Source organism: Bacteroidales bacterium (assembly GCA_035353855.1).
Taxonomy (GTDB): Bacteria; Bacteroidota; Bacteroidia; order Bacteroidales; family CG2-30-32-10; genus DAOQAK01.
Genome location: DAOQAK010000002.1, coordinates 81,470 through 107,780 on the forward strand (window position 1 = coordinate 81,470; position 26,311 = coordinate 107,780).

Sequence of the window (26,311 nt, forward strand, 5' to 3'; positions counted from 1 at the left end):
TTGTAGTTACAAATAAAACCGGTTATATAGATTTTAAATGATTTGTTAAGAAAAAGGATGTGTCCATTATTATTAAAAGGTTAATGGTTAAAAGGTTTAGCAACTAGCTAGGAAAATGGTAAAAAAGTCATAAGTAAAAAACAGATAACTTATAACTTTTAGCTAAACCAGTTGCTATCAACCAAAAACAAAAAACAAAAATAAAAAGTCAATGGTTAAAAGGTGTAGCGACTAGTTAGGTAAATGGTAAAGAGGTATAAGTAAAAAACAGATAACTTATAACCTTCAACTAAACCAGCTGCCACCAACCAAAAAACAAAAAACATATTTACAATTATCAATTTGAAATAATAAAATATGAATATATTACTTGGCTTGAATACTTTTGATGTTGGTGGTGCAGAAAATTTTGTATTCCGTCTTGCAAAAGCTTTGTCTGAATCAGGTCATAAGGTTTATCTGTTTGCTTTATATGATTGGAATATTGCAGATGCAAAAAAACGAATTGAAAAGATACTGGGTAAAGAATATTCAAAAGTCAAAATTGTTACACGCTGGAAACCCGGGAGAATAAAAAACGTTATTCTTTGGAGATTGAACGGTTTGTTCTTACGTTTTGGTAAAAAGGACTATAGAGAGAATATCATTAATAATTCACAAATCAAAAGATTAAATACTTTTCTTAAGAAAGAAAAAATAGATATTGTAAACACCCACCTTTTTGAAGTAGATGAATTCTTTTCTGTAAATTTTAATATCCCTCATGTGATTTCAATGCATGGTGCTTATGAAGATTATTTATTTGTAAAGGAGGGAAAAATATCCGGTGAAATTAATAACGATTTTCTTGAGCTTTCAAAAAAAGTTTTAAATAAAAGCAAAAATGTTATCTATGTTGCCGATAAGAACCTCGAAATATTTAATCAGGTAAAACTAGAAAATATAAATACCCGGAAAATTTATATTGGCTATGATACTTCTGATGAAGAAAAATATAACAAAAGAGACAGCGGTGAATATTTTGTTTTTGGAATGATTGCAAGAGGAATAGAAAGTAAAGGATGGGAAATAGCAATTAATGCGTTTGAAGCACTTCAGAAAAAACATCAGAAAATAAAATTGATTTTAGCATATACCGAAACAGAATTCATGAAAGAACTGGAGAATAAATACAAAAGTATTTCCGGTATTGAATTTAAGGGTTTTGAACCTGTACAGAAAAACTTTTTCGAAAGTATACATGCATTGGTGTTTCCAACCTGGATTGATTGTGTCCCAAATAGTATCATCGAATCGTTGTTTTATAATATTCCTGTTATCAGTACTGAAACAGGCGAAATACCCGGAATGATTGTCAATGATGATAAAGAAGCAGGAACAATTATAAAACTTGATGAAAATACGCATAAACCTAAAGTTGAAGAATTGTTTAATGCAATGGAACAATATTTATTAAACAATGAGCTTTATGAAACACATAAGAGGAATACATTTTTTGTAAAAGAGAAATTCTCAATGGATATTTGCATGAGGAAATATATTGATTTTTATATAAAGGCTATTTCAAAAGGAAGTGGAGTGATATAATATCATTGTTGGATGAGAGAAATGAAAAAAAATAATGGAATATTAATTGTGATATTATTTTATTCTTTTGTTTTCTTATCCCTGTTTTTTTATTTTAATACATCAGCTTCATTAGTAAAAATAAATAATTTGGGAGATTCTTATGCTATAATAAAAGCAGCTCAAAAATTTTATTTTAATTTCAGATTTGATTCCGAACGCACTTTTTTATACCCTGTGATTATTGGTTTTCCATTGCTTTTCGGCACAGGAAACGTCTTTCTGTTTTATTATATTTTAGTACTTCAGTATTTATTTGGTGTTGCTGGTATCATATTGTTGTTTCTAATTCTTAAAGTATATGTTAACAAAACCATGACAGTAATTGCATGTTTTGTATATTCATTAAGTATATCAAATCATATTTATTCTTTTTATGCCTTAACAGAACCTCCTTTTATTCTTGTGTTGTTGTTCTCATTGTATATGCTTCAAAGGTTTATTCAGGAAGGTAGCATCTTAAAGTTAATGATAAGTGTTTTGTTTTTATTTATCTCTGCTGTAATCCGTCCTGTCACACTTCCCTTGTGTATTATTATTTTCATTGCATGGATAATATATTTTGTGATTATTAATAATATCAGAAAAAGTAAAATACACCTGGTGTCGTTTTTTTTTATAATTACTTTGGGAATACAAATTACAGGAATGTATAAAGATTATAATCGTTTGGATTTTTCATTTGCCGGAAAAAAAACCGTTTTCAAATATCTGTTATCGTTATCTGAATCGCTGAGAACAAATGAACCCATTGAAAACATACAATATAATAAAGAAAAAAGACTTCAGCAGATTACGGATAAATTATCTTTGGCTGACAGTTTGAATGCCATAAATAATATAATAAACAAAAACATAAAGAATGAAATTTTCGGAAATTTTAATAATGTAATTAGGGCATATCTGTATTCCGTTTATTCAAATTCAACAGGCGGAATACAATTGTACAATGTAAAAATATATAATGATATTTATAAGCTATCAGTGATTCAAAACATTTTTTTTACATTAATTTTTGCATTAAATATTGTAATTTTATTTTTTATTTTAATATTTAAAAAATTCAGGGGGAATATAAAAAAAGAAGTCATTATGATTTTGCTTTTTTGTGCTGTGCTTAATATGTCAGATTGGCTTATGTCTGGATTGGCGTATTGGCAAGGTGACCGTTACAATATTGTGATGGTGCCGTTTACTATAATAATAAGTTCAATAATGATTCATTTGTTTAAGCTAAAAAAATTAAATCAATAATTGATTAAAGATATTTTTATTTAATGTTATCACAATTAAGGTTTATAGCATCAAAAATTTTATATTGTATAAATCATATAAGAGGTTATGTTCATTTTAGATTTAAACAAAATCCTGCAATCTTTTGTTTTTTCCCGTTCTCATCAGTAGGTGGTGCCGAAAAAGTGCATCTTGATATTTTGGAATCCATATCTGATGCAAAACCATATATATTTATCAGGTATAAGATTAATCCATGGTTATCATTAAATGAAAAAGAAGATACGGCATGGTTAAATTTATTCAATAAATTTGGTCATGTGGTTTTTTTATCCGATTACCTCGAGTCATCGAAATTTAGTTATCTTAATATGGCATGGATAAAGGGATGGATTGTGGGCAGCCTGAATGCAAACAAAAAGTCGGTGCTTTTTTTCTGGAATGATAGTTTTATTAAAGCCATTTTCCCATTATTAAAACAACATGTAAGGGTAATTGATATAATTCATAATTTAAAACCAGACAATCCTTCCGACCTGGAGTATCTGAATTTAGATGTGGTACCAAGAATTAATAAACGTATTCTTGTTTCGCCTCATCTTAAAGACATGCTGGAGCAGATCTATAAAAATAATAATATCGACCCGTTATTGATAAATAAGGCACATGTTATTTTAAACGGGACAAATATCCCGAATGAATATAGTGAAAAGCCGGATGGCAAGATGTTGAAATTGATATTTGTTGCACGCGATGCCCCGGAAAAAAGAATTTACCTGATTAACAGAATAGCAGAAAAATTAACATTGGAAACAATCCCTTTTGTATTTAATGTAATAGGTCCTGATCCTCAAAAATGGAAGGATAACAACATAATAAATATAAACTGGTTGGGATTGATTGCAGATGAGAAGACAATTTCCGAAATGTATAAAAACAGCCATATTTTTATTCTTGTTTCTTATACTGAAGGAATGCCGAAAACTTTAATTGAAGCTATGTCGTTTGGGTGTGTCCCTGTTATTACTGATGTAGGCGACATTTCGGAATATATTTCTGACAGAGTGAACGGGTATTTATTACCAGTAAACCCGGAAGAGCTTATGGTTGAGAGAGCGGTTGATTTTATAAAAGAACTTAGTAATGATAATGAATTGTTCAATGAGTTAAGCCGAAATACATACCTGACTGTAAAAAAACATTTTGATATTAATATTATTGAACATATGTATCACCGGTTAATTGTACCTGGCATTGCAGAAGATTAGTGTCATAATTCCCAATTACAATCATGCCTGTTTTTTGGAACAGCGTATTGACAGTGTATTAAATCAAACGTTTGATGATATTGAAGTCATCATCCTGGATGATTGTTCTTCCGATGGTAGTAAGAAGGTCATTGAAAAATACAAAGAGCATAAGAAAATATTTAAGATAATATACAATGAAACAAACAGCGGAAATACATTTAAGCAATGGCAGAAAGGTATTGAAACCGCTCAGGGTGATTGGATATGGATTGCCGAATCGGATGACTACGCCGAAAAAACGTTCCTGGAGAAAGCCTATCAAAAAAGTATGAACGGTAATTCAGGTATTGTATATTGCCGTTCAAATATTATTGATTCATCAAATAATGCTATTACTTTATATAATTTTTCGTCGATGCCCGATCCTGTTGTGTTTCCTTTGTTTGGCAATGACTTTGATATGGATGGAAATGAATTTATTAAGGATTATATGTTGAAAAGAAACTCTGTTCCTAATGCAAGTGCTGTAATCTTTAAAAAAGATCTGGTTGATTTTTCTGTTTTTGATGATATAAGAAAAACAAAACTGTTTGGCGATTGGTTATTCTGGATACATCTTTTAAGAAAAACGAGAGTGAGTTATATAAATGAAAGATTGAATTATTTCCGTTTTCACGAAACAACTGTTCGGAAACATACTCAATTCGATATGACCAGGATTTATGAATACATGATTCTGATTAAATATTTTGAAAAAGAAAGAATGCCTTTTTATAAAGAAGCTCTTGATGCAATGGTTTATCAATATAATTATGGTGATGTTTCCGGTAACCGTGTTTCGGTGAAAGATAATATTAAAATAAGTATGTTTGTATTACAAAGAAATCCCTTACTTTTACTAAAGACATGGCTGAGGAAGAAAAAATCCCAAAAATAATTCATTACGGTTGGTTTGGTGGTAAGGAAATGCCATTGACAGACAAACAATGTTTGAAAAGCTGGGAAAAATATTTTCCCGGTTTTGAAATAAAACGTTGGGACGAATCAAATTTTGCATTTGATATTCCTTACATGAAGCGTTTTAGCAGTGATAAAAAATGGGGGTTATTGATAGACTTTGTAAAATTTAAAGTGCTTTATAATTATGGAGGTATTTATCTTGACACAGATATGATGGTATTAAAAAACATGGATGAATTACTGAAATATGATTCTTTTTGGGGTTTTGAAAGTAAAGAGAATGTTAACACCGCTATAATTGGAAGTATGTCCGGAAATGAAATCATTAGTGAATGTTTAAAATTTTATTATGACTTTAAATTTGATGATACTTTTAAAGAAAGTCCTAAAATTATTAGCCCCGTGCTTAAATCATTAGGGATGACAAGCGATACAGGTCAATTACAAATACTTGGTAATACTGCAATTTTTCCAATGCATTATTTTTATCCTATGAGTTTTCAGCAGGCTGATGAAGATTATAAAAAATTTATAAAACCCGATAGTTATGCAATACATTTATGGAATGCTACCTGGTTCGATCCTTTCAGGTTTTTTTGGAACAACCGTTATAAAGCAGGATTTAAAGCTGTTTTTAAACAAATAATTAAAAATCCGTTTCAGTCAATTTCTTTTTATAGGAATGTGGGTTATCATTTTTTACGATTTATAAAAACCAAAATACTGCATGCTAATTCAAGATAAAATTATTGAAAGATTATTTTCCAGAAAGATATTTCTTATCTTTTTAATTATTATTATTATTCCATTTATTATATTATGTTTTTATGCTTTGCCCCATTCCGACGATTTTTGGTTTAAAATTTATTATGAAGAGTATGGTTTTTTCGGTTCTTTTAAAGCGTGGTATTTAAACTGGTTTGGCAGATATACTTTTATTTTAATAATGAATATTTACAATATTCTTGGATTTGAACCAATAATATATAAGCTATTTTGTATCATATTTCAGGTATTATTTTATATTTCATTATTTAACTTCATTAAAATTTTATTATCTGAAAAAGATAAAATTACATTACACATTTTTTCATTATCTGTTTATATAATATTCCTTTATCAAATGCCTCGAATATCGGAAGGATTATATTGGCTTGCAGGTTCAGTAATTTATTTTCTTCCAATTTCATTTACCCTAATATTTTATACAATACTTATAAATTATACAGAAAATAAATGGGTAAAATCTAAAAATAAAAAGCTATATTATTTTATTGTATTATGTGTACTGGCTTTTATAATTATTGGACTGAGCGAAGTCGCAATGTTATTTTTAACATTTAGTTTTTTTGTCATCATGGTATTTAAAACAATAAAAAATAAGAAGGTAAACTTTAAGTTTTTACTATTATTTGCAATTATTGTATTTTCTTGTATTATTGTTTTTATGTCCCCTGGAAATACTATAAGGTCAGCTTCTGAAACAATGCTTTTTCATAAAAAAGCACATGATTTATTATATTCTTTAAAAGAATCTGTTCTGATAACTTCAAGCTATTTAATATTTGAATGGTTAAGGGATTCAATAATATTGTTATTTACGATTTTATATATACCATATGGAATATCTCAGTATAATAAAAACACTGTTTTTAATAAAATATCTGGCATTCATCCATTGATAATGATTGGTATCAGTATATTTTCTATATCATTTTTATTCTTTCTTGGGTATTGGAATTTAGGTGGACCTTTGCCAGAACGTGCTGTTAATTTTATTTATTTTATATTTATTATTTTATGGTTTATAAATTTACAATTCGTGATAAACTTTATTCTTAAAAAGAAATTATGTAATAAAAATTATAATGAAGGGTTTTCATTAAATTTAAAGTTTATTTATGGTATTATAATTTTAATTATAGTTTTAAATTTTAGTCAAGAGAATAATATTAAATATGCATTTTCCGATTTATTTTCAGGAAATGCGAAAAAGTATGAGATAGAAATGAATCAACGTAAAAGATATATTTTAAAAAGTAAAGCCGATACTTGTATTTTAGCACCATTAAAAAATAAACCACATTCGTTATTTGTAACAGATCTTAATCATCAGATGCACTATTGGCCAAACGATGTATATGAAAAATTTTATAATAAAAAAGTAATAATGCTTTATGAAAAGTAATTCCGATAACAATTACAACATTTGCATACTGCTTCCATTTTATAATGACTGGGATAGCATGAATGAATTATTGAAACAAATCGATGAATTGGGTAAAACAAATAAAATAGGTAATTATAAAATTATTGCAGTAAATGATTGCTCTACTCAGCAGAATAATAAAATTGAAGAGAACATAAAGATTGAAATTATTAATCTTAATAGAAACGTTGGACATCAAAAAGCAATAGCCATAGGACTTGCATATATTAATGAAAATGTCAAAACAGATGCTGTTGTTGTAATGGATGCAGATGGGGAGGATAATCCGGAAGATATTATCAGGTTATATGAGAATATTAAGAACACAAATTATGCCTGTATTTCTTTTGCAAGCAGGCGAAGAAGGAAAGAAAAAAGTTCATTTAAATTTTTCTATTTTTTTTATAAGATTATTTTTAAACTGTTAACAGGGGAAAAAATAACTTTTGGTAACTTTAGTATCATCCCATCAAAATTATTATCGAAATTGGTTTATATGCCTGAAATTTCAGTACATTACTCGGGTGCAGTTATTAAATCAAAGTTACCTTATAATTTGGTATTATGTAATAGGAATAAACGTTATTTTGGAAAATCGAAAATGAATTTATCTTCTTTGGTGCTTCACGGGTTAAGCTCAATATCGGTTCATTTTAATACTGTTGCAACCCGATTATTAATATTTTCTGTAGTATCAATATTTATTATAATTCTTGCAATGCTATCGATACTTGGAGTAAAAATTTTTACTGATATGGCAATACCTGGTTGGACCTCTAATATGATATTTTTATTATTAATATTGGGAATAGAAATATTTATTATTTGTGTTTTTCTTATCTTTCAAATATTATTCCAGAAGAATAAATTTGATGAATTTGTTCCGGCAATACATTATAAATCATTTGTTGATACCATAAACTAATTTAAATGTTGTTCGACTACAAGGGTAAAGAGTTAGGTTTATTTGGAAAAGCCATTAATTGGAAAAGCTATTGGTCATGTAAAGTAAAAAAATACCTTGGGAATAAAGTTCTTGAAGTTGGTGCAGGGATGGGTAATAATGTTCAATTTTTGGTAAATGAAGATATTTTAGAGTATACTTGTATCGAACCAGATTTTGAATTATCAGAGATAATTAAAAAAAAAATTTATAATAATGAACTGCCATCTTTTTGTAAGTCGCTAAATGGTACAATTCAGGATTTAAAAGAAGACCAGTTCTTTGCATCAATTTTATATTTTGATGTACTTGAACATATCGAAAATGATCATGAGGAAATACAGAAAGCAGCTTTGCATTTAAAACCGGATGGTTTTTTAATTATTTTAGTCCCGGCTCATCAATACTTGTATTCTCCTTTTGATAAACAAATCGGACACTATAGGAGATATAATAAGCAAAGATTAAAAAAAATAATACCTGACAAATGGGAAGTTGTAGAAATAAAATATATGGATTCAATGGGGTTTCTTCTTTCTATGGTTAATCATACATTTTTAAAACAAAAATATCCAACACAAAAGCAAATTATTTTTTGGGACAAGATAGTAGTGCCTATGTCAAAAATTATTGATAAAGTAGTATTTTATAAATTCGGAAAATCATTGCTTATTATTATGAAGAAACCAACTATATAAAAATATATATAAGCTAATGTTAACAGATTTTGTAATATATTTATTATGCTCAATGTTAATGTTGGCATTGATATTATTCATTGGTAAATTAATGTCTTCTTTTGTTAAATTGCCAGAAAGAAAATTTCTGAAAATATTTATTGAATTAACATCTGGATTAACATTATTAATAATAATCTTTTCATTTTCAAAATCATCTTTTAATACAATAAATCTGTTATTCATTGTTGTTATTCTGTTTTATTTATTTTTTAAACAAAAAAGAGGTTTGATTAAATATACTAAGTTTAATTTTTGTGTGAAGGAATATTTAGTTGAAATAATTTGGGTTTTTATGTTATTCTTGCCCATTTATTTATTTAAAATAATTCCAATTGCTAATAATTGGAATGGCTCATTTCCTATCGGGGATCTTGATTATTTTTATTATTCAAAACTTAGTGATTCGCTCAGATTATATGGTTTGGAAAATAAAACATTTGATTTGAAAATATTACATCCTGATATATTTTCCGGATGTGTTCCTTATCATTATTGTGAATTATGGTTGAATGCTTTTATTGTTTGGCTTTTGAACCTTAACTCAGCAAAAACACTTATTCTAATTACATATCCATTGTTGTTATTAGCTGTAAATATAGGGTTTCTCTCTTTTTTTGAGAATAGAACAAAAATAAACCTATTAATAATTTTATTTGGATTTTTACTTCTTTTTTTTGAAGGAATCTATCTCCCGCTTTATGCGAAGTATAGTTATTTAAATAATCATGCAAGTTGGAGAGTAATGTCTTTAACTCTTATGCAATATGGAAAATATAGTTTTCCATGTTTGTTTTTTCTTTCATTCTTAGTTGAATATTTTCAAGGGAATAGAATATCTGCATATATAATGTTAGGAAGTTTGATAATTGTTTCAGTTGGTATATTACCAGGTATTGCGGGAGGATTGATATTATTTATCTTGATTGATTTTTTTATTAGAAGTATGAATAATAAAGAACGAATTTTTCTTTTGGTGTATGTCCTTGTAATATTAATTTTCTACTATTTATTTTATTTTTATAATCAAACTTTATATACATCCAAATATGTTTCAAGTAGTTCGATTTTATCAAATATAATTTTAGATCCTTTTAATATCAGTTATTATAACAAGATATTGCATGTTATGTTAAACATTTTGAATTTATTTTTCTTTAGATTACTTCTTTTTTTTGTACCTTTTATAAGTTTATTAATTGTTTTAAAAATTCGTTATGAAATCAAATTTATATATGATTATTTATTAATATTAATACTTTTTGGATTGTTCTTTATTTGTGGTAGTATTACATCTGCTATTGTTGAAGACTTATTGGATTCTCTTCAGATTTTTACAAATTTGATACCCTTGTTTTATATTTTAATTTCTGTAATCTTTATTGAAGTTATTATTTATTTTAATCAAAGTATTAATAAACTTATTCGTATAACTGGATTGATTTCGTTAATGTTCTATTTAACTATTAATTTAAGATTTGTATTTAATTCATCTTTTAATCTGTTTAAGGAAGGTAATACCTATTCAATTGATTATATTAATTCTGTAAAGTCGGAAATAGCAGCAAATAAGTCATTAAATATTATCGGTATAATATTAAATGAATCTGATTATAATCATCCTGATTTACCAAGTTATTCACTTGTTTTAGGATATTATCCCGGAATGTTTATTCATTATTTCAGTAATAATAACCTTCATGTTCCTATAAATAATTATATTTTATATAATAAAATTAGTGATTTGCCATTATATGATCAATATTATCTTACTACATCAGAACAGTATGAATTTATCGAAAAAGAAAAAATCAATAATCGTTTTACAAATTATGAACAAAGTCAGATTAATTTTATAAAACAATATGGAATAAAATATATTTTTGTTAAAAAGGGAGCGTTAATTTCAAATTGCTTAGAAAAAACAATAAAAAAGGAAATAAAAGATATTCGTAGCGGGGAAAGATTATTAATAATAAATAGTTAAAATGTATTCAAAAGAGCAATCAAAAATATTTTTTAAAAGAATTTATATATACAATATAATATTTAGTTTATTGCATACATATCATATTCTTCGATTAAAATTAATTCGGTTTATAAATTATATTAAAAATTTTATTCTGTATCGTTCTTTCTCGCATAATTGTATAAATAAAAAATCTGTTGTGTTTTATTTAACCAATACTGCCAATGCATTGCATTGCTTCCCTATTATGTGCTATCTAGAAAAGGAAGGTTATAATATTTTACTTTTTCATAATTATAATTTTATTTCCAAAAGTGTATTTGGCGTAAAAGGAATATTCAGGATTAAGAATCTTCAGATAATAAAAAAATTAGAAAATAATATTATAGTTGAAATGTACTTTTATGATAATTTGGAGAATGAATTAAAATTTAATTCTTTAAAAAAATTCTTTCTAAAAGACATAGAAAATGCAAAGAAAACAGATTCAGAAATAGATGTTCCTTATCCCATGCATCCTATCATTTATGATAATCAAATATATTTGAAGACCAGAAGTTATCGAAATGTAGATCGAAAAATAAAAATATTATTTTCGGGTAATACACATAAAGAGACATATGTGATTAATAAAATAAATGAGCATTATAAAATGCTTAATCGTTATGATATTATTGAACATTTAAGGACAACTCTTCCAAATGAAATTATCAACATTGTTGAATTGCGTGATTATATTGATCGGATTTTTTTAGGAGAAATATCTTATGAAAATAAGTTGATTATGATTGACTGGCAATGGAAAATAAAACATGGTAAATATGATTTGCGTATTGACAATAACGATTGGCTTTATTTCTTATCAAGAGCTGATTTCTTTCTAGCTTGTCCTGGGGTAAGAATTCCATTTTGTCATAATATTGTTGAAGCTATGTCTGTTGGTACAATTCCACTTACAAATTATGGTCATTTATTTAATCCTCCATTAATTGATATGGAAAATTGTATTTCATTTGATACTTTGGAATGTCTTATTAATAAAGTAAATTTGGTCATTAATATGAATCCAGATGAAATACAAAGAATAAGAAAAAATGTTATTGCCTATTATAATCAGATATTGGATATGGAGAAATTTTGTAAAAAAATAATCGATGAAATTAAAGACAGAAACACAGAACTAATTTTATTTTCCGAACATTTTAATATTGCATAAAGCATAAAAACAAATATGCAAAATGCATTTTTTAGTATAATATTACCTACGTACAACAGATCAAATTTCCTTGGAAAGGCAATTGAAAGTGTATTATCTCAAACATTTTCAAATTGGGAATTGTTAATAGTAGATGATGGTTCGACCGATAATACAAAAGAAGTTGTTGATTATTTTAAAGATTCTCGCATTCAATATTTTTTTCAGCAAAATGCCGAACGTAGTGCAGCTAGGAATAAAGGAATAAGTAATGCAAAAGGAAATTATATTAGTTTTTTAGATAGCGATGATTACATGCTACCCGATTTTTTAGAAAAACTTGCAAAAGAAATTGCTTTAAAGAATAATCCAATTGCGATATTTTTTTCAAGGGTGATGGTTGAAAATCAAGGGCTGTTTAAAATTCAATTTGATATATTTCCCGAAACCGATTCTATTATTAAATATATTCTTTCAGAATTTAAAGTCATACAGGTTTCACAGGCAATTATCCACAGAAAAATTTTTGAAAATAATCTTTTTGATGAACGATTTTATTTATGGGAAGATACCCATTTATATTTAAGATTAATTGCTCAATATCCCTATTTTAATTGCAATGTAAACGGAGTAATTTTGGTTCAGCATCCAAATTCCACGGTGGTTAAAGGAATGAACGTGGTAAAAAAGAAAGATGTGGAACAATATATTTTTGCTGTAAAAGATTTACGCGATAACTATTGGTACTTGTTTGAAAAATATATTCAAAAAAAATATTTTAGAAATTATATAAATGCAAAGTTGAATATGTACTTGTATCAGGCACGTATTAATAAGCAATTCGGGCTTGCCGTTTACATTTTATGTAAACTTTTATTAAATAAAGTCGATTTGAAAAATATAATCATAGCATTAAAATTATTTATTCATTTTACTATATCTTTCTTTAGAAAATAATATTATGCATGTCCTTATTATTGCATCGTGGTATAAAAAAAATGCTAATGAAATAAACGCTCCGTTTATTGAAGAACAGGCGCGAATGCTGATGCATTCTGGATTAAAGATGGGTGTGTTTTATCCATATTTTACAGGCGGTTTTAAGGAAAGATTAAAAAAAATTAAAACAGTTAAAGGTCATTATATTGATAATGGTTTATCTACATGGTTTTATGGTGAAAGTTCCGTAGTTCCTTATTTTAGGAGAATAATATATACTCATATTTGTCATCATTCCGAAAAAATATTTTTAGAATATATAAAAGAAAATGGAAAGCCGGATATTCTTCATGCTCATTCCGTTTTTATGGGAGGTGTTGTTGCAAATTATTTAAGTAAAAAATATAATATCCCATATGTAATAACGGAACATGCTTCTAAATTAATAACAGAATTTGAAATTCAAAACAAATCGGATATTCGTTATGTGAAGGAAATACTGAAAGATGCAAATAAGGTGATATTTGTAAGTCATTTTCAGGCAAATGAAATGATAAAAAAATATAAATTGCCTCTACTTCAAAAAATTATTATTCCTAATTCGTTAAATCCAATATTTAAATATTATCCTTTTCCTGAAAAAATAAACCCGATAATTATTGTTATTACCGGAAGTTTAACTATTAATAAAAATCATCAATTATTATTTGAAGCCATTAAAAGTCTGAAGGCAGATGGAGTAATTTGTTTTCTTAAAATAATAGGTAATGGTGAAGAAAAACAGTTTTTAGAAAACTTTGTAAAAAAGAATGATTTGCAAAAATATATTTCATTTTTGGGAACTTTGTCACGACAGGAAGTTTATAATGAACTTAAAAATAGTCATTGTTTAATTTCGGTTAGTAAATTTGAGACCTTTGGAATAAATATAATTGAGTCCTTGGCAGTTGGTCGTCCAGTTATAGCAACTCATTCAGGTGGCTCAAGTGAAATAATAAATTCTGAAAACGGAATTCTTTTAAATTCGTTTGAAATAGATGAATTGGCTGATGCAATAAAATATTTAATGAATAATTATAATAAATATAATCAACAAAAAATTTCCGAAGAATGTCAAAAAAAATATTCTGAAAAACTAGTAATAGATAAATTGATTGAAAATTATAAAGAGGCTATTGAATGAAGAAAGTTTTAATCCTATCTTACGATTTTCCTCCATATGTTTCGGTTGGGGGATTAAGGCCATATAACTGGTATAAATATTTTCTGGAATATAATGTTTATCCGATAATAGTTACACGACAATGGGAGAATAAATATGGAAATTTTTTAGATTATATTTCAGCAAGTGAAACAAACCAGGTAAGTATTGAAAAAACAAATTTTGGTATCATCATTAAAACTCCATATACTCCGAACTTATCAAATAGATTGATGTTAAAGTATAAAGAGTCAAAATACACCTTTTTGCGTCGTTTAATTTCTGCCTATTTTGAATTTGCACAATATATCTTTCTTGTAGGTCCTAAAGTTCAATTATATTTTGCGGCCAAAAATTATTTAAAGAAAAATAATGTAGACTTAATTATAGCTACAGGCGAGCCTTATATTTTATTTAGGTATGCTTCTAAATTAAATAAAAAATTTAAAATTCCCTGGATTGCTGATTACAGGGATCCCTGGAGCCAGGATAGAAACAGAAGCGAAAATCAGGTTGCAAGATTTTGGTATATTTTTTTCGAAAAATTATATTTAAGAAATACAATCGCTGTATCTACAGTTTCCTTATTTTTTAAGAAACATATTTCAAAATTAGTTCCAGGTAAAACATTTTATATACTCCCTAATGGATATAACCAGGAAGCGATAGATAAAGTTAATTTAATTCCTCAATCAAATAAAAAACTAAGCATTGCTTTTGTAGGATCAATATACAAATGGCATCCGCTTGAAAGTTTCCTAGGTGTATGTGCCGAATTTATTAAGGAAAACAAAAATGCAAGATTCCAAATAAATTTCTATGGAATAAATAATGAAACGGAAGTAGAAAATTTAATTAATACAAAATTCAAAGAGTTAAATTCCATTGTTAAAATATTTCCCAAGATTCCTAATGAAGAATTAGTAAAAAGATTAGCTGAAGAAAATGTATTCTTGTTGTTTAATTATTTTTCATATATGGGCACCAAAATATACGATTATCTTGCCCTTAAACGAAAAATTCTGCTTTGTTATAGCGATGATGAAGAAGGAAATATCTTAAAAGAAAAATTTTATAATCTTCCTGCCATTGGAAATGCTAATGAACATGTGCAGGAAGACCTGATAAGGGATACAAATTCTGGAATTATAATTAAAGATAAATACCATCTTAAAAAAGTTTTGTCAGAGTTATATAGTGAATTTGAATTAAAAGGCTTCGTTGAATGTAATTCAGTAGGGATAGAACAATTTTCGCGTAAGATTCAGGTTCAGAAATTTGCTGAAATAATAAATAATATCCTAAGCGAAAAGAAAACAGTTTACCAGCAATGCACCCGTTGTGTAATGGATACATCCGACCTTGATATAACTTTTGATGAAAATGGATACTGTAATCATTGTACCGATTATTTTGAAAAAACGGCAAAACTAATTTATCAGGGTAAATCAAGCGATTTAAAACTTGAAAAATTAGTTAAAGATATTCATAAAACGGGCGAGAAAAATAAATACGATTGTGTTATTGGAATTAGCGGAGGTGTTGATAGTATATACACGGCTTATCTTGCAAAGAATTTGGGATTAAGGCCGCTTGCAGTTCATTTTGATAATGGATGGAATTCAGAATTAGCAGTTTATAATATTGAAAAAACGTTAAAAAAGTTAGATATTGATTTAAATACAATAGTTGTTGATTGGGAAGAATTTCGTGATTTACAACTTGCATTTTTAAAAGCATCGGTGCCCGAAGCCGAAACGCCTACTGATATTGCAATTCTTGCAGCATTGCATGAAGTTGCTGATAAGAATAAAATCAAATATATTTTTAGTGGAGGAAATTTTGCAACTGAAGGCATTTTGCCAAAAAGCTGGCATTATAATGCTAAGGATATAAAATACATTAAAGCTATTCAAAAAAGATTTGGAACTGTCAAATTAAAAAAAATCCCAACATTTGGTTTTCAGAAGGAAATGTATTATAAAATTATTAAAGGCATAAAGATTATTTATCCTTTGAATTATGTTCCTTACAATAAATCGGAAGCAATTAAAATTCTTGAAAATGAATTAAACTGGCAAAACTATGGTGGCAAACATCACGAGTCGCTTTATACAAAATTTGTGCAGTCGTATATATTACCTGAAAAATTTGGTATAGATTATCGTCTTGCTACTTTCTCGACCCAGATTTGTTCGGGTCATATAACAAGAGATTATGCCTTGAATGAATTGAAAGAAAGTCCCTATAATTCACAGATTGTTGAAGAAGAAAAGAAATATATTTGTAAGAAATTTAGTATTTCTTTAGAAGAATTTGATGATATAATGAAACTGAAACCTAAATCATATAAAGATTACCCTAACGACAAACGGAAATTGGAATTTATATATAAAGTTTACAGAAAAGTGAACAAGTAATATTCTTATGATTTATGTATTTCATTAATTGACAAAATAATATAATAGATGAAGGTTAATAATAAATACAATAGATGAAATATAGTTTTTTAAATATTGATAAGTGTTCTTTTTGTGGTTCATCTGAATTTAAAATACTTGGCAGAAGATTAAATACTTCACAAGGGAAAAATCCTAGAAAAAAAACAGGTATTACAACTACTATTGTTAGATGTGTGTGTTGCGGATTGATTTTTCCGAATCCATTTCCTATACCTGAGAATATCAGTGATCATTATAATATTTCACCAGAAGAGTATTGGCCAAATGAATATTTTACTATTCCTGATAATCATTTGAAAAATTATATTGAATGGATGAATAATATTCGAAAATTCGATAGTGATTCGAAAATTTTAGATATAGGTGCAGGAATAGGAAAAAATATGATTGCACTTAAGAGATATGGATATGATGCGTACGGAATAGAACCATCCCTGCCATTTTATGACAGAGCAATTTCAAAAATGGGTATTGATCCTGATAAATTGCAACTGGTTTCAATTGAAAATTGTATTTTTCAAGATAATATGTTTGATGCAATATTTTTTTCAGCTGTATTAGAACATTTGTATAATCCAGCTGAGATATTAAAAAAAATTATAAATTGGGTGAAACCAAATGGTTTGGTTTTTATTGAATCCCCAAGCGCTTCATGGCTTATAAATAAATTAGTAAATAAATATTATAAAATAAGGGGAAGTGATTATGTAACTAATTTAAGTCCAATGCATCCGCCTTATCATTTATATGAGTTCACAAAAAAAGCATTTGAGCTTCATGCAGAAATGAATAATTATGAAGTGGTTGATTGTCGTTATTTTGTATGCCAGACCTATGCCCCTAAAATATTTGATAAAATTCTTAAGAAGTATATGAAAATGACAAATACAGGAATGGAGCTTGCAATATGGTTAAGAAAGAAATAATATCAATTTACGTTTATAGTTTCGGTTATTGCTGTTGTTGTTCTTCTTGTTTGGATTTTCGAATTAGATAATAAGTGTTTGCTAAAGCGACTAAAAAGAATGGTATAGCTATTATCCTGTAGCGTACCAATGCACCAAAGTTAGCGGAAGCTAACCCAACCGAAAAAAAGAAAATAAGTGAAAAAATAAACGAAAAAAGTATAAATGGTTCTTTAATAATTATTATATAAACTGCTTTTATTCCTATTCGGAATATCATGAACAAAGAAAAAAGAAGTAATAAGAAATTTTCAAGACCGGAAATGAGCATTACCGGATTTCGAGCTTCCCATATAAATGGCCTGTAAATACCTGCAACTAATGCGGCGGGTGTTTTAATAATAATGCCACTTAAAGAAGCGTCAAATTTTCCGATATCATAAAAATTTTGTCCGTATTCTTCTGCCCTTGTTTGATCTTGTTGATAAACCTGGGCTTTCTTAAGCATGCTATCCATATCGCCAAATGAACCTAAAGATGAAGAAAATAATCTTAATACAAAAATACCAGCTAATATTCCAATGCTTAATAATCCAGGCGTTGCTAAGAAGCGTAAAGCAGAGTTTTTAATTTTTTTAATATAAAGATAACTTGCCCAAAATAAAGAAGCAGGAATAATTGCAACAAAAATATATGGTTTTAATGATATTAATATAAATGAATTTACTATGAGCATGAGAAAATTATTCATAAACTTTTTCCTTTCAATAAAACAGTAATATATATTTGTTACCAGCCATAATGCTGCTGAAAAAGTATAAGAATCTTTCATTATTCCACTTCCCCAGAAAAGAACAGAAGGAATAAATAAAATACTGATAGCATTCCATTTTATATTTCCGGGATAAAATTTACATACCAATAGAAAGAATTTCCAAATACCTCTATACCAGAATATATTTAAAAGTAATAAACAGGGAAGCCATAAATTAAACCCTGCAAGCATAAAAAAAGTACTAAACCTTACAACACTGAATGAATCACCTTGAGAGAAAAAGTATCTTCCTAATGGTAAAGAAGTGTATGCATCAAAACTAAGCCAATTTTCAAATGTTCTATGATCAAAAAATATAATGTCAATAGCATTTGCAGGTTTTTCCAATAATAATCTACTAAGCGCTCTTGAACTCCAAAAATAAGATATGCTGTCTCCTCCTTGATAATAGAAAAGATATATGAATGAGAAAATAATACCAAATAAAATTTTCATAGTAAAGCCAGTAATGAAATATTTATAAGCTAGTACATTTTCTTCATTTTTACGTTTTATGATTGAAAATAACAAAAGAACAGGTATCAAGTATATAAAAAAAACTCCGAAATCAAAAATTGAAATATAGTCAGAGGAATTAGATGAAAAATCAGAACCAGATATTGTAAAAAGTAAAGTCAAAATTTATAACATTTTATACGTACAAAAGTACATAAAGCATATAATATATCAAATGATTAATATAAATCAATGTAGCGTTAATATTTCCCACAATCTATTATACAAATAATCATTTCCATCAAAATAAAATCCCTTCTTCAATTTTTCAATTTCTTTATAATTTAAAATTCCTGATTTTGAAATTTTATTTTCAGAAGTGTTTTCTACAACAAATTGCTTTAATTCATTCTTCATCCATTTTTGTAAAGGCACTGCAAATCCTCGTTTTGGACGGTTAAAATATTTTTCAGGAATATAATCGTACAAAACTTTTTTTAATAAATATTTAGTTGTAATTCCTTTCATTCTTAAAGAAGGATGAAGGTTATATGCAAACTCTACAATCCTGTAATCTAAAAGTGGAACGCGTGTCTCAAGTGAATAATGCATGCTGGCGCGGTCGACTTTTACCAACAAATCGTCTTTTAAATAATATTTCAAATCGAAAAGCGATTGTTTTTCGGAAGCAGATAAATGCCTTGATAACTCTGGTTTTTCGTCGAGTTTAAATTCATGATAGAAGTCAGGCTGAAGTATTTTTTTTATTTCGGAACGCGAAAATAAATATTGTTCCTGCGAAAAAATATGACTGCAAATATTTTCTTTATTTACATTTTCAAAAAGTTGCGAAGCCCTTTTATAGCGGTTATTTAATAATGATAATGTTTTTTGAATTGGCGAACGAAATGTTTGCATAATCGAATTGTCAAGTCGTTCAGCCCATCGGTATGCGCCATATCCCATGAACAATTCATCGCCACCATCGCCCGATAAAGTCATGGTAACATTTTGTTTTGCCATTTTTGAAACAAGCAAAGTCGGGATAGCTGATGAATCGGCGAAAGGTTCATCATAAATTTCAGGTAATTTTGGAATAAGCTCTAACGCATCTTTTTCAGTTAAGGTATATTCGTGATGATTTGTGCCTAGGTAAGCGGCTATTGCTTTTGCATAAGGACTTTCATCAAACTTTGAATCATCAAAACGAATATTGAAAGTCTTAACCGGTTCGGAACTTATAGATTGTGCAATTGCTGTAACCAGACTTGAATCAATTCCGCCGCTTAAAAATGTTCCGAACGGAACATCACTTATCATGCGGTATTTCACTGAAGAAACAAGAAGTTCTTTTAAAATTTCTTTTGCTTCATTTTCATCAGAAATATATTTTTCTGAAATTTTATTATCAATATCCCAATATTTATTTATCTCAAAGCCTTTATTGGTAAGCTTTCCGTAAGAACCCGAAGGAAACTTGTAAATATTTTTATAAATGGAATGCGGTTCGGGTATGTAACCGAGGTGCAGGTATTCGTTGATGGCAACTGGATTTATAGAAATATTTTTATTGATAAAATTCAGTTTTATTAATGCTTTCAATTCCGAAGCAAAAGCGAAATTGTTCCCGTCCCAGTAGTAATACAAAGGTTTAATTCCAATCCTGTCGCGGAAAAAATGCAGTGATTTTTCTTCTTTATCATAAATTGCAATGGCAAACATTCCGTTTAGCTTGTTCACAAAATCAGCGCCCCACAAGGAAAATGCTTCCAGGATAATTTCTGTATCCGATGTAGTTTTCAATCTGAATTCTGAATTCTGATTCCGATACATATCGGAACTGAATTCTTTTTCAATTTCTTTAAAATTATACACTTCCCCATTATAAATCATCACATATCGGCCGTTATGCGAATGCATAGGCTGGTTGGCTGATGTTGAAAGGTCGATGATACTAAGCCTGCGATGACCTAATCCAATGAAATCAGAAAAATAAAATCCTTCTGCATCAGGTCCCCTGTGCGATAAAGCGGTAGTCATTTCTCCAAGTTCATCTCTTGAAAAAACTCCTGAATTTGAGTAAAAACCGCAGATTCCGCACATAAAATAAATCTTGTTGTAAAAGTAACAATTTTGTAACTTACAAACATGTAACTTACAATTTTGTAAAAAATATTTTCAAAAAAATGATTTCATTAACCTGATACTAAATTCTTAGTATTTTTACAAAAAACTTATTGTGAAAATCCTTTATATTTCATATGACGGAATGACCGACCCACTGGGGCAATCGCAGGTTATTCCTTATTTGTCGGGATTGACGGTCAAGGGCTATGAAATACTTTTAATCAGTTGCGAAAAAAAATCGAAGGAAACGAAAGAATATTCGGATATCAAAAATGATTTAGCATTAAAAAATATTAAATGGTTTCCGTTACGCTATACTTCTAAACCGCCTGTATTATCAACGGTTTTTGATATTTGGAAAATAAATCGTCTTGCGAAAAAAATAATCAGGAATTATAAGATTGATGCAATCCATTGTCGCAGTTATATTGCCGCGCTCACCGGTTTGAAAATGAAAAATAAATTCGGAACAAAATTTATTTTTGATATGCGCGGATTTTTTGCTGATGAACGAGTTGACGGTAATTTATGGAATATTAAGAACCCTTTATACAAGCAGGTTTACAATTATTTTAAAAAGAAAGAAAAACTTTTTTTTACTCATGCTGATTATATCATAAGTCTTACAAAAAGCGCAAAAGAAGAAATATTAAAATGGAAATTATCATCGGGGCCATTAAAAATAAAGGTCATTCCTTGTTGTGCCGATTTGAAATTATTCAATAAAAAAAATATTGATGACAATAAAAAAAATAAATGGTTTGAGAAATTCAAAATACAAAAAGCCGATTTTATTATTTCATATTTGGGTTCAATAGGTACTTGGTATTTGCTTGATGAAATGCTTGATTTCTTTAAGGTTTTGAGTAATAAAAAGGAAAGTGCAAAATTTCTTTTTATCACGCATGAAAATCCTGAAAACATTTTAGAGAAAGCAAAACAAAGAAAAATTTCTACAGATAAAATAATTATTCAAAAAGCAAATCGATATGAAGTGCCCGAATTACTTGCGTTATCAAATATTTCGATGTTTTTTATTAAGCCGGTATTCTCAAAAAAAGCTTCTTCGCCTACCAAGATGGGAGAAATAATGGGCATGGGAATTCCTTTAATTTGCAATGGAAATGTGGGTGATGTTGATTTAATTATGAATGAAACAAAGTCTGGAATTGTTATAGATTCATTTAATGAAACGGAATACAATAAAGCGATTAATGAGATAGATAATGTTTTAAAAATTTCTCCTGAAATTATTTGCGCTTATGCTGAAAAATATTTTTCTTTGGAAAAAGGAATTGAGAAATATGATGAAGTCTATAAATCTTTAATGACTATAGAAAATGAGCAATAGTAATATTGTGATAATTGATTATGGAATGGGTAATTTATATTCGGTGCAATATAAATTGAAAAAACTTTTTCCTGATGTTATCGTAAGCTCATCAGCGGAAGAAATTCGTAATGCTTCAAAAATAATATTACCCGGAGTTGGTCATTTTGCTGTTGGCATGAAAAATATTATTGAAAAGAAATTAAAAGATGTTTTGGATTATAAAGCACTCGAAGAAAAAATTCCGGTTCTTGGAATATGCCTTGGCATGCAGCTTATAACGAATTATAGTGAAGAAGGAAACGTCGAGGGTTTAGGTTGGATTCCCGGAAAAACCATTCGATTTGAAAAAGAAAAATTAAGCGGATTAAAAATTCCACATATGGGATGGAATAATATTACAATTGATAAAAATGACTCTATTTTAAATGGCTTAACGAATGACGATATGTTTTATTTTGTTCATTCCTATCGTGTAATATGCGAAAATAATGAGGATTCATTATGTTCAACAGAATATGGAGTTAAATTTTCTTCCGGAATTTCGAAAGGAAATATTTACGGATTTCAGTTTCATCCTGAAAAAAGTCACGACAGCGGATTAAAAATTTTAAAAAATTTTATAAGCATTTAATATGTTTCGTCCCAGAGTAATTCCTTGTCTTTTACTGAGAAATAACGGGTTGGTAAAATCCGTTAAATTCAAAGATTACACCTATGTTGGCGACCCGTTAAATGCTGTGAAAATATTTAATGAGAAAAAAGCTGATGAACTGGTATTTCTTGATATTACTGCAACCAAAGAGAAGCGTTGCATTAATTTAAATCTTGTAAAAAATATTGGTGAAGAATGTAATATGCCTTTCGCTGTTGGTGGCGGTATTTCCAGTGTTGAGCAAATCCGTGAGCTTTTAAAAGCAGGAGCTGAAAAAGTTTGCATTAACAGCTATGCATATCATGATTTGAATTTTATTAAAAAAGCTTCTGATGAATTTGGCAGTTCAACAATTGTTGTTTCTATTGATGTAAAGAAAAATATTTTTGGTAAGCAACAGGTTTATATAAATGCCGGAACTAAATCAACTGGCGCCAATCCTGTAGATTATGCCCAACAGGTAGCTGAAAAAGGTGCAGGCGAAATCATTATTAATTCTGTTGATTGCGATGGGGCAATGACAGGATATGATACTGCACTGATAAAAAAAGTTGCCGACGCTGTTGATGTACCTGTTGTTGCATTAGGTGGTGCCGGTTCACTTAATGATTTGAAAAAAGCAGTTACAGAAGGAAATGCTTCGGCAGTGGCAGCCGGAAGTTTATTTGTATTTCATGGAAGCAGGAGGGCTGTGCTGATTAATTTTCCTACACAGAAAGAACTTGTAACGTTATTTGAGTAATAATCTAATTTTTAGTTTCGTAAAATCGTTTAATCACTTTTCCTATTTCTTTGATTTCTTTTCTATTTAAATCATAAAACATAGGTAACCTTAGCAGTTTGGAACTTTCCAGTGTGGTAAATAAATCATCGCCGTTAAATATACCAAATGCTTGTCCTGCTTTTGAACTATGTAATGGCAAATAATGAAAAGCTGGATAAACAGTGTTTTTATTTAAAAAGTCAATTAGATTATTTCTTTCTGTTTCGTCTTTGCATTTCATATAAAAAATATGTCCGTTATGTTTGCAGTAATCAGGAATTACCGGCAGCCCAATCCTTCCTAAAGATTCCAAATATTCAAGTTCTTCTTTATATAATTCAAAAAGTTTTACTCTTTTTTTATTTACTTTTTCATAAGCTTGTAATTGAGCATAAAGAAATGCAGCGTTTATTTCTGAAAGCAAATACGATGACCCTTTATCAAGCCATGAATATTTTAATGTTTCACCTCTTTTGAATTTGCTCCTGTCGGTTCCTTTTTCCCTTATTATTTCTGCCCTTTCCGCAAATATTGAATTATTAATAATAATTGCTCCGCCTTCACCACAATGGATGTTTTTAGTTTCATGAAAGCTGATGCAGCCGATATCTCCAATAGTTCCAAGGTATTTATCGTTGTATTTTGCCCCAAAGGCATGAGCAGCATCTTCAACTAAGAATAAATTATTTTTATCAGTAATTGCTTTTATTTTTCCCAAGTTACATGCAATTCCGGCATAATGAACCACAACAATTGCTTTCGTTTTTTCGGTAATTGCCTGTTCAATCAAATTCTCGTCGATATTCATTGTTTTCGGATTAATATCAACAAAAACAATTTTTGCTCCTCTTAGCACGAATGCATTTGCTGACGAAGGAAAAGTGAATGACGGCATTATTACTTCATCACCTTCTTTAATATTACAGAGTATTGCAGCCATTTCAAGCGCGGCAGTACCGGAAGGTGTGAGAAAAACTTTAGAACAGCTCAAATCTTTTTCAATCAGTTCCTGACATTTTTTATTGAAACTACCGTCTCCCGAAAATTTTTTTAAAGCAAGAGCTTTTCTAATGTATCGGTTCTCTTTGCCTGTTGTATAAGGTATATTGAATGGGATCATCAGAATTTAGTATCAATACAAAGATAAAGATATAATTAAATATTGTGAACCGATTGTTTAAAAATTCATTTCTTAAACAGAAAATACTTGAACCGTTTTTTGTTATTTTGCCAATGAAATAAAAAATATTATGAGAGTATTATTATTAGGTTCAGGCGGGAGAGAACATACTTTTGCGTGGAAAATGGCACAAAGTCCTTTGCTTGATGAATTATGGATTGCACCGGGAAATGCCGGTACTGCTGATTATGGAGAAAATGTAAACATTAACCCTAACGATTTTAATGAAATAAAAAACTTTGTGCTGGCGCATGAAGTGGATATGATTGTTGTAGGACCGGAAGAACCTTTAGTTAACGGAATTGTTGATTTTTTTAATAATGATACAGAATTAAAAAATATTCCGGTTATAGGTCCCTGCAAACAAGCTGCGGCACTTGAAGGAAGTAAGGATTTTGCTAAAGCCTTTATGAAAAAGTATAATATTCCGACTGCTGCATATCAGTCGTTCTCTGCTAATGAAATAAAAGATGCAAAAAGTTTTCTGAAAAGCATGAACCCTCCGTATGTTTTGAAAGCTGATGGATTAGCAGCCGGAAAAGGTGTTATAATATGTGAAGATATTCTGAAAGCAGAAACAGAATTAACGGAAATGCTTCAGAACAGGAAGTTTGGTAATGCCAGTAATAAAGTGGTGATTGAACAGTTTTTGAAAGGAATTGAACTTTCATCTTTTATAATTTCCGATGGAAAATCATATTTTATTCTTCCTGAAGCTAAGGACTATAAAAGGATTGGCGAAGGTGATACCGGTTTAAATACCGGTGGAATGGGCGCTATATCGCCGGTTCCATTTGCTGATGATGCTTTTTTGCTAAAAGTAAAAGACAGAATTATTGAGCCAACAATGAACGGATTAAAACAGGAAGGGATTGAATTTGTAGGTTTTATTTTTGTGGGTTTGATAAATGTAAACGGCGAACCTTACGTAATTGAATATAACGTAAGGATGGGCGATCCGGAAACAGAAGTCGTTTTACCCCGCATTAAAACAGATATACTTGAAATATTTAAAGCTGTTGCAGAAAAAAAATTGAATGAACAGGATATGGAAATCAATCCTGATTATGCCGTTACTGTGATGCTTGTTTCACATGGTTATCCTGGCAATTACGCTAAAGGAAAATTAGTTACAGGATGCGAAGATATTAAAAACAGTTTGGTGTTTCATGCCGGAACCACATTTAAAGATGAAGACGTAGTAACAAACGGAGGGCGCGTTATTGCTGTTACTTCATTGCATAAAGAAATGAAATCGGCATTAAATATTTCATTTCAAAATGCTGACAAAATAAATTTTGAAGGAAAATATTTTAGAAAAGATATTGGCGCCGACCTGATGAAGTTTTTAAAATAA

At 28.7% G+C, this 26,311-nt stretch carries 21 protein-coding genes; 18 read left to right on the plus strand and 3 right to left on the minus strand.

Annotated features, from left to right (window positions below; genetic code table 11):
- Positions 1 to 357 precede the first annotated feature (357 nt).
- The 14 genes from PKK00_00775 (at position 358) to PKK00_00840 (ending at position 17,650) form a co-directional block, all read left to right on the plus strand.
- Positions 358 to 1,587: a glycosyltransferase family 4 protein gene (locus PKK00_00775; protein ID HNW96925.1), complete on the plus strand. Its 1,230-nt coding sequence runs from the start codon at positions 358 to 360 to the stop codon at positions 1,585 to 1,587.
- A gap of 21 nt (positions 1,588 to 1,608) precedes the next feature.
- The gene (locus tag PKK00_00780; protein ID HNW96926.1) at positions 1,609 to 2,880 is read left to right on the plus strand and encodes a hypothetical protein; all 1,272 of its coding nucleotides are present in this window, start codon (positions 1,609 to 1,611) and stop codon (positions 2,878 to 2,880) included.
- 23 nt (positions 2,881 to 2,903) lie between these two features.
- Positions 2,904 to 4,127 (plus strand): glycosyltransferase family 4 protein, encoded by a 1,224-nt coding sequence (locus PKK00_00785; protein HNW96927.1) that lies wholly within the window; start codon positions 2,904 to 2,906, stop codon positions 4,125 to 4,127.
- Positions 4,114 to 5,046 (plus strand): glycosyltransferase family 2 protein, encoded by a 933-nt coding sequence (locus tag PKK00_00790; protein ID HNW96928.1) that lies wholly within the window; start codon positions 4,114 to 4,116, stop codon positions 5,044 to 5,046. Before PKK00_00785 ends, PKK00_00790 begins: the two co-directional genes overlap by 14 nt.
- Positions 5,016 to 5,813, plus strand: a complete 798-nt coding sequence (locus tag PKK00_00795; GenBank protein HNW96929.1) for a glycosyltransferase — start codon at positions 5,016 to 5,018, stop codon at positions 5,811 to 5,813. Before PKK00_00790 ends, PKK00_00795 begins: the two co-directional genes overlap by 31 nt.
- Positions 5,797 to 7,257 carry a DUF6056 family protein gene (locus PKK00_00800; GenBank protein HNW96930.1) on the plus strand — a complete coding sequence of 487 codons (1,461 nt, stop codon included), beginning with the start codon at positions 5,797 to 5,799 and terminating at the stop codon, positions 7,255 to 7,257. Before PKK00_00795 ends, PKK00_00800 begins: the two co-directional genes overlap by 17 nt.
- Positions 7,247 to 8,203, plus strand: coding sequence for a glycosyltransferase family 2 protein (locus tag PKK00_00805; GenBank protein HNW96931.1), 957 nt, complete (start codon positions 7,247 to 7,249; stop codon positions 8,201 to 8,203). Before PKK00_00800 ends, PKK00_00805 begins: the two co-directional genes overlap by 11 nt.
- Positions 8,204 to 8,208: 5 nt before the next feature.
- On the plus strand, positions 8,209 to 8,919 hold the full coding sequence (locus PKK00_00810) for a methyltransferase domain-containing protein (protein ID HNW96932.1): 711 nt from the start codon (positions 8,209 to 8,211) through the stop codon (positions 8,917 to 8,919).
- A 463-nt stretch (positions 8,920 to 9,382) separates the two neighbouring features.
- Positions 9,383 to 10,945 (plus strand): hypothetical protein, encoded by a 1,563-nt coding sequence (locus tag PKK00_00815; protein HNW96933.1) that lies wholly within the window; start codon positions 9,383 to 9,385, stop codon positions 10,943 to 10,945.
- A gap of 181 nt (positions 10,946 to 11,126) precedes the next feature.
- Complete coding sequence (locus PKK00_00820; GenBank protein ID HNW96934.1) at positions 11,127 to 12,143, plus strand: hypothetical protein; 1,017 nt, start codon at positions 11,127 to 11,129, stop codon at positions 12,141 to 12,143.
- 15 nt (positions 12,144 to 12,158) lie between these two features.
- Complete coding sequence (locus tag PKK00_00825) at positions 12,159 to 13,079, plus strand: glycosyltransferase family 2 protein (GenBank protein ID HNW96935.1); 921 nt, start codon at positions 12,159 to 12,161, stop codon at positions 13,077 to 13,079.
- Positions 13,080 to 13,083: 4 nt separating this feature from the next.
- Entirely contained in the window at positions 13,084 to 14,244 is a 1,161-nt protein-coding gene (locus PKK00_00830; protein ID HNW96936.1) for a glycosyltransferase, read from the plus strand.
- Positions 14,241 to 16,682: an N-acetyl sugar amidotransferase gene (locus tag PKK00_00835; protein ID HNW96937.1), complete on the plus strand. Its 2,442-nt coding sequence runs from the start codon at positions 14,241 to 14,243 to the stop codon at positions 16,680 to 16,682. Before PKK00_00830 ends, PKK00_00835 begins: the two co-directional genes overlap by 4 nt.
- Before the next feature lie 74 nt (positions 16,683 to 16,756).
- Positions 16,757 to 17,650, plus strand: a complete 894-nt coding sequence (locus PKK00_00840; GenBank protein HNW96938.1) for a class I SAM-dependent methyltransferase — start codon at positions 16,757 to 16,759, stop codon at positions 17,648 to 17,650.
- Between the two features lie 25 nt (positions 17,651 to 17,675).
- On the opposite strand, the gene PKK00_00845 is transcribed toward PKK00_00840, so the two are convergent.
- The gene (locus tag PKK00_00845) at positions 17,676 to 18,899 is read right to left on the minus strand and encodes a hypothetical protein (protein ID HNW96939.1); all 1,224 of its coding nucleotides are present in this window, start codon (positions 18,897 to 18,899) and stop codon (positions 17,676 to 17,678) included.
- A 249-nt stretch (positions 18,900 to 19,148) separates the two neighbouring features.
- A complete protein-coding gene (gene asnB / locus PKK00_00850; GenBank protein ID HNW96940.1) occupies positions 19,149 to 21,002 on the minus strand; it encodes an asparagine synthase (glutamine-hydrolyzing) in 1,854 nt (617 codons plus the stop codon).
- 136 nt (positions 21,003 to 21,138) lie between these two features.
- Between asnB and PKK00_00855 the strand changes: the two genes are divergently transcribed.
- From PKK00_00855 to PKK00_00865, 3 genes are read left to right on the plus strand one after another with little or no spacing between them, the layout of a single operon-like run.
- Complete coding sequence (locus PKK00_00855; protein ID HNW96941.1) at positions 21,139 to 22,377, plus strand: glycosyltransferase family 4 protein; 1,239 nt, start codon at positions 21,139 to 21,141, stop codon at positions 22,375 to 22,377.
- The gene (hisH, locus tag PKK00_00860; protein ID HNW96942.1) at positions 22,367 to 22,990 is read left to right on the plus strand and encodes an imidazole glycerol phosphate synthase subunit HisH; all 624 of its coding nucleotides are present in this window, start codon (positions 22,367 to 22,369) and stop codon (positions 22,988 to 22,990) included. Before PKK00_00855 ends, hisH begins: the two co-directional genes overlap by 11 nt.
- 1 nt (position 22,991) lies before the next feature.
- Entirely contained in the window at positions 22,992 to 23,753 is a 762-nt protein-coding gene (locus tag PKK00_00865) for an AglZ/HisF2 family acetamidino modification protein (GenBank protein ID HNW96943.1), read from the plus strand.
- A gap of 4 nt (positions 23,754 to 23,757) precedes the next feature.
- Here PKK00_00865 and rffA read toward each other — a convergent pair whose 3' ends face one another.
- The gene (gene rffA / locus PKK00_00870) at positions 23,758 to 24,894 is read right to left on the minus strand and encodes a dTDP-4-amino-4,6-dideoxygalactose transaminase (protein ID HNW96944.1); all 1,137 of its coding nucleotides are present in this window, start codon (positions 24,892 to 24,894) and stop codon (positions 23,758 to 23,760) included.
- Between the two features lie 130 nt (positions 24,895 to 25,024).
- Between rffA and purD the strand changes: the two genes are divergently transcribed.
- The gene (gene purD, locus PKK00_00875; GenBank protein HNW96945.1) at positions 25,025 to 26,311 is read left to right on the plus strand and encodes a phosphoribosylamine--glycine ligase; all 1,287 of its coding nucleotides are present in this window, start codon (positions 25,025 to 25,027) and stop codon (positions 26,309 to 26,311) included.

What these genes read in the sequence shown, in the direction of transcription:
- PKK00_00780 (HNW96926.1), top strand. Translation starts at nt 1,609, where the DNA reads ATGAAAAAAAATAATGGAATATTAATTGTGATATTATTTTATTCTTTT.
- rffA (HNW96944.1), bottom strand. Translation starts at nt 24,894, where the DNA reads ATGATCCCATTCAATATACCTTATACAACAGGCAAAGAGAACCGATAC.
- asnB (HNW96940.1), bottom strand. Translation starts at nt 21,002, where the DNA reads ATGTGCGGAATCTGCGGTTTTTACTCAAATTCAGGAGTTTTTTCAAGA.
- PKK00_00835 (HNW96937.1), top strand. Translation starts at nt 14,241, where the DNA reads ATGAAGAAAGTTTTAATCCTATCTTACGATTTTCCTCCATATGTTTCG.
- PKK00_00805 (HNW96931.1), top strand. Translation starts at nt 7,247, where the DNA reads ATGAAAAGTAATTCCGATAACAATTACAACATTTGCATACTGCTTCCA.
- PKK00_00845 (HNW96939.1), bottom strand. Translation starts at nt 18,899, where the DNA reads ATGAAAATTTTATTTGGTATTATTTTCTCATTCATATATCTTTTCTAT.
- purD (HNW96945.1), top strand. Translation starts at nt 25,025, where the DNA reads ATGAGAGTATTATTATTAGGTTCAGGCGGGAGAGAACATACTTTTGCG.
- PKK00_00810 (HNW96932.1), top strand. Translation starts at nt 8,209, where the DNA reads ATGTTGTTCGACTACAAGGGTAAAGAGTTAGGTTTATTTGGAAAAGCC.
- PKK00_00775 (HNW96925.1), top strand. Translation starts at nt 358, where the DNA reads ATGAATATATTACTTGGCTTGAATACTTTTGATGTTGGTGGTGCAGAA.
- PKK00_00785 (HNW96927.1), top strand. Translation starts at nt 2,904, where the DNA reads ATGTTATCACAATTAAGGTTTATAGCATCAAAAATTTTATATTGTATA.
- PKK00_00800 (HNW96930.1), top strand. Translation starts at nt 5,797, where the DNA reads ATGCTAATTCAAGATAAAATTATTGAAAGATTATTTTCCAGAAAGATA.
- PKK00_00795 (HNW96929.1), top strand. Translation starts at nt 5,016, where the DNA reads ATGGCTGAGGAAGAAAAAATCCCAAAAATAATTCATTACGGTTGGTTT.
- PKK00_00825 (HNW96935.1), top strand. Translation starts at nt 12,159, where the DNA reads ATGCAAAATGCATTTTTTAGTATAATATTACCTACGTACAACAGATCA.
- PKK00_00865 (HNW96943.1), top strand. Translation starts at nt 22,992, where the DNA reads ATGTTTCGTCCCAGAGTAATTCCTTGTCTTTTACTGAGAAATAACGGG.
- PKK00_00840 (HNW96938.1), top strand. Translation starts at nt 16,757, where the DNA reads ATGAAATATAGTTTTTTAAATATTGATAAGTGTTCTTTTTGTGGTTCA.
- PKK00_00830 (HNW96936.1), top strand. Translation starts at nt 13,084, where the DNA reads ATGCATGTCCTTATTATTGCATCGTGGTATAAAAAAAATGCTAATGAA.
- hisH (HNW96942.1), top strand. Translation starts at nt 22,367, where the DNA reads ATGAGCAATAGTAATATTGTGATAATTGATTATGGAATGGGTAATTTA.